Genomic DNA, 5,391 nt, shown 5'->3' with positions numbered 1-5,391 from the left:
TGGCTGTTTTATCTCTCGTAAAATATACTCTTCAAAATAAATTGTCCAACTCATTTTAATTCCTATATCTTCATCCCAATAATCATCTAATTTGGCTTCTAAATTCAACTGCCGAGCGCAATTACGGCAAATCCAGCGTAATAACTTGTTAAAATCTGCTATAATGTTTTGGTCTGCTTTTTGTAAATCTAAACTAACAATTTGATAACCGAATTGCTGTTGACAAGCCTCTAAAATTGTTAATAATAAAGACGTTTTCCCCCATTTTTTGGGAGCTTTAATGCGTACTAACGCCCCAGATTGGCCGATTTCCTCGATAACTTTTGCTTCAAGTTTTGTTTGTTTTAGATAATAATAAGAATTATAGGGAACAGGAGCATCGGGGTATTCTGGCCGCTCATTCTGAGGATATTCATTACCGCAATACTGAGGTGATTTAGAGTTGGTAAAATGAGATTGTAGTCTAGATAAAAAATTTTTCTTATTGATCGGTTCTCCGATCAGTTGCGAGACTCTATCATAGAGTCCTGGGGCAACTACATTGGCAAGATAGCCGCTACTATAACCGTTTTCTTGGGCAATTTCTTGATAGTTCTTTTTCTGCCAAAGTCCTCGCAATAATAATTGTTCTGTGTCATTAAGAGAGCGATTCTCAAGCTTGAGCAGTTGCCGATTAAGAATCTCTTGGATTTCCTCGAATTTCATTATTTTTCTCTAAGGTAAGAAGATTTGAGGGAATAGATTATTTGATTTTCCAGTTCCGTTGCAGCCAGAAACCCTGAATCTTGACATAACAGCACCGATTCAAAATAGAATTGGTATATTTGACAAACAAGCTGACGAGAACCAGTAACCGACAAAATTGTGCGATGGCAGCCCTGAGAGGGATTAGTTTCCCCCCTTGCTAGGAAATTATAGCATTTCTTGTCAAGGTCAATTACACGGCAGCAATTATCTCTTGATCATTTCTATCAAAACCCCTAAGTCTTCCGCGTCTAACCCCTCGATAATCCTATTAAGAATTAATTCGGAAAAATCCTCACAGGAGTTGACTAGACAGGGTTTTAGCAATCAGATGTACTGCATTTCAACTGCCTATTGAGAATTTTAGTACAGTGGCGGCTCCCAATCTTCGCGACAACGGTGAACAGTTACTGTTCATCCCTCAATACACTTGCTCCCAGAGCTTCTAGGGTTTCTTGCAGCATTTCAGCGCGAGATACATTACCCTGATCTTTCAATAATTGTAGGCCTTTTTGCCAAATCTCGATCGCCTCATTATAACTACCGAAAACTATATAAGCCACCCCTAGATTTTGGTAAATATCGGGATTATCGGGGTTTAACTTGAGAGCTTTTTTATAAGCTTTAATCGATTCTGGTAGCCGGTGCAGTTGTTTGAGAACCAGTCCTAAATTATAGTAACCATCGGCATAACTAGGATCAATCTCTACGGTTTTCTCAAAGATAGATAAGGAAGCTTCGTAGTTTTCTGCTTCGTATAATAACCCACCTAAATTATTATAAGCCCCCAGTTTTAATTTATCTAAAATTGGCTGCTTAATCGCTTTAATAAAATGATCGGCTGATTGCTTAAATTCCTCCACTGAATAATAATAATTAGCGAGATGATAATATAACTCGTATAAAATATGTGGATTAGAGCCATGGCATTTTAAACCGTGTTTGAGCAGCTTAAAACCCTCTTTATCCCTGCCAATCTTTAGATATAAACCTCCCAATTTACTACACACATAGGGATCGTGGGGATGTTGCTGATAAAAGCCATCCATGGCTTTTCTTGCCCGTTCAAACTTATCTAAGCTGGCTATTTTATCGACGGTGTAACCGTAGTGAAAGATAGCAATTTCTGGCAGTTCAACTATTTTCCAATCAGGCTCTTTTTTTAATAAAATGGCCACATTATCATCAATAATTGAGTGATAGGGTCGGGTAAAAGTGACCTGAGGATGTCGGCGAAATAGCCGCGAAATTAGAGAATAAGGTGATTGTACGGCTCCGATTTCATGGCGGATTAAATTAATCACTAAATTTTCCTCTTTTTCCATTGCCCGACGCATTTTCGGTACGATAGCGGCATTTAATTCCTCATCAGCATCAAGGACTAAAATCCAATCGCCAGTAACATATTTTAAAGCCTCATTTCTGGCATCGGAAAAATTACCCCGCCAATCGTAGCTAGGAACTATGGCACCGTAACTTTGAGCAATAGCAATCGTATCATCGGTCGAACCCGTATCCATAACGATCATCTCATCCACCACCCCTTTAACGCTATCCAAACAGCGCCGGAGATTTTCGGCTTCATTTTTGACAATCATGCAGAGACTAAGTTTAGGCATAACTTTACTCACTCTAGCGGTCAATCTTGAGGGATAGCGGCTAATCAATAACCCACTGATTAGCGCTCACCGATTATCGATCATCCTCTGAGTCTACCTTAAACCGTTCTACCGAAGAAAGCAGCTCCCGGGAGATACTCACCAATTTTTGCAGAGAACCCGCCACCCGTTGGGATTCTTGGGAAGTTTCCTGAGCGGTTAACTCCACCGACTGCATAACTTGGGCGACATTGAGGGAATTTTCCCGTTGTTTGACCGTATCGGCGGTAATCGATCGCACCAGCGTATCGATACGATTAGAAACTTGGATAATATCTTCTAGGGACTTCTTCGCCTGTTCCGAGCGCTCGGTGACATCGATAACCTGTTGAATCCCTTCCTCCATCGCCGTCATTACCGAACCCGTTTCCGATTGGATATGTAAAACGATCTGTTCAATTTCCTTAAGCGATTTAGCAGCTCTATCGGCCAACTGACGCACCTCATCGGCCACAACCGCAAAACCGCGGCCCGCCTCTCCTGCTCGCGCCGCTTGAATCGAGGCATTAAGAGCCAATAAATTGGTCCGTGAGGCAATCTGAGAGACTACCGCGACAATTTTCGAGATTTCCTGGGAAGCTTCCGCCAAACGCTTGACTTGTCGCGCCGTTTCTGATACGGTCTCGCGGATTTGTAGAATTCCCGCCACGGTTCTTTCCACGGAATCACCCCCCTTCAGGGCGGTAATCGAGGAAGTGCGGGCGACTTCTTCGGCTTCCCTGGCGTTTTCTGCCACCCGTTGAATTGAGTCGGTCATCATCTGTACCGAATTAAGGGTGACGGCCAATTCCTCCGCCATCCGCAGGGCATCGCTAGACTGATTGCGGGCGAAAGATTCACTATTGGTACTGCCTTGATTCACCTGTTTTGCCGCTTTTTTCACCTGTCGGACAATTTCACGCAGGTTTTGGATAGTCAAATTAAAAGCATCGGCCACCGCCCCTAAAACATCGGCGCTTACCTCCGCTTCCACGGTCAGATCTCCCCGAGCCGCTCCTTCCACATCATCGAGAAGTCGAATCACTTGCCGTTGTAGGTCTTCCCGTTCCCGTTCCGTTTCGGCGGCGCGGCGTTGGGCTTCCGTGGTGGTAGTTACCACCACCCGAGCCATCTGATTGAAACGATTGGCCAGTTGACCGAATTCATCTTCCGAGTAGATCGTCGCTTTAGCGTTAAAATTACCTTCCGAGAGATGATCGAATTGGCTTTGCAGATCGTTGAGACTGCGCTTAATCTGACTAATTAGCAACTGTAAACCTAGCCAAGTCAGGGCCAGGGTTCCCAGTCCGGTTAATAACATCATGGTTAGTACCGGTTGACTGAAGGGGGAAAGACTGGCTGAGGCTGGCGGTTTCGGGGCCGGTTTGGGGGCAACATTTTCGGTTTTTGCCTGGCTATTCGGGGCTGGTTTGGCAGCCAAGAGCGTAGAAAGCCAAGAGGTGGTACTAACGGCAAAAATTATGATCACAGGGGTAATACCCGCTAAAGCCCCTAGGATTAGTTGTTTTTTGCCTAAAGAAGCGTTGACAAAAAAGCCTAATTTGCCCGGATTGACTTCCACCACTGGCTTGAGCAAGAGATCGGAGGCATGGGTAAGATGACTATCTCTTTTGTCATTGGGGGTTTTTAGACGAGAAGGATTAAAACTAGGCTCTCCCACACCAGAACTGGCATTAAGGCGCGCACCGGGTTCGGGGAGAAAACCACCACTTAAAGCTTCCCCCCCCGAAGGGGTAAATAGCTCCCAGTCCCCCAGTCCTTGAACCGTATCCGTCAGAGCCAGTGGGGAAAAACCGTCTAAATCCTCATCATTGAGTTCTGGTTCCCCAAAATCTCCGGTTTCGTCTTCCTCGTATCTTTTTTGAGTGACTCTGCCCTGATTAAGGCCAGTTTTTGCCCCTTGTGGGTGGGTCGATTCCAGGTCAATGGCAAAAGTGCTTTCTTCTAGGGTATCCCTATAGGATAACTCCTGATCTCTACCGGTCAGGGGATTTCCCCCCAGATCAGAGGAAACCATAAAAGTGGCTTCTCCCGTTGACCCTAACTCACCGTCCCACCCTTCCTCCAGCGAGTCAATCTCCGCCGCTTCTAAAAAGGGGAAAGGGGCTTCCCCCTCCGCCGAATCGCTAGACCACTGGGAACCGTGAGAGCCAGGGCCCGGCAGGGTAAGGGAACTAAAGGCGGTTTCCTCCGATTCCTCAAAATCATCGTCATAGGAATGGACTTTACTTACCGTAGGCTCGCTGGGATCCTCCTCATTGAAAAGACTACTATTCCAATCCAGCCCTTTTTTTTGTCCATCGGGGGCAGCCCCTTGCGACTTCCAGGAGCGAGAACGGTTAAAACTTTGACTTGGATCGAAAGCTGCCTCGCTGTAGGCAATGCTTTCCGTAGCAGCGATCGTAAAATCTCCCTCCTCGGCTTCAAAACGCAATTGCCGAATCTGATCGAGACCACGCTGGGCATAATCGGCTAGATCGGAACTATTGGGAGAATTTTTAGCCAATTGCAGCACTTTTTCGTAACGCTCCTCCGCCAATCTGTATTGTTGTAGTCCTAGATGAATGTGACCCTGTAAAAGCATGACATTGGCATCCTCGGGATACTTGCTGATCATCTCTTTGACAATGACGGCGGCATCCTCAAGGTTGCCCTGGCAATAGGCGGTGTTAGCCTTTCTATAGAGTTTTGCGTATTCTGTCCCTGACGGCATTTGCCCCTCCCCTAGTAAAGTTAAATGAAGTAGTTATAGCGTTTCCTGTTCGCACTAGGTACATTATCGATGTTGAAAAGCTTAATTAGCAAAGGTTTAAGTGTGCCACACAGGTGTGAGAACCGCTATAGTAGTTTAGAACTCTTGCAAATTAATTATATGTTATAATGATGGGTTAACTAATTTTCCCCAAAAAATTAGTTAATCAGTACATTTGTCCTGAATGAAAACTTGAAGTTTAACTTTTAACTCAAAACTCTTTAGAGCTGCTTTAAT

3 protein-coding genes are annotated in these 5,391 nt (G+C 44.8%); all 3 read right to left on the bottom strand.

Annotated elements, in window-relative coordinates:
* Nucleotides 1-705: AAA-like domain-containing protein (locus PX484_RS06555; RefSeq protein WP_288103200.1), on the bottom strand; the 705-nt coding region annotated here is incomplete at its 3' end.
* A gap of 446 nt (nt 706-1,151) precedes the next feature.
* On the bottom strand, nt 1,152-2,363 hold the full coding sequence (locus PX484_RS06550; RefSeq protein WP_288103198.1) for a glycosyltransferase: 1,212 nt from the start codon (nt 2,361-2,363) through the stop codon (nt 1,152-1,154).
* Between the two features lie 73 nt (nt 2,364-2,436).
* Complete coding sequence (locus PX484_RS06545) at nt 2,437-5,115, bottom strand: methyl-accepting chemotaxis protein (protein ID WP_288103197.1); 2,679 nt, start codon at nt 5,113-5,115, stop codon at nt 2,437-2,439.
* Between the last annotated feature and the right edge of the window lie 276 nt (nt 5,116-5,391).

The organism is Microcystis sp. M49636_WE2 (assembly GCF_030065375.1).
Lineage (GTDB): Bacteria > Cyanobacteriota > Cyanobacteriia > Cyanobacteriales > Microcystaceae > Microcystis > Microcystis aeruginosa_C.
The sequence above is the reverse complement of the archived record's forward strand: the minus strand, read 5'-3'. Positions and strand labels throughout refer to the sequence as shown.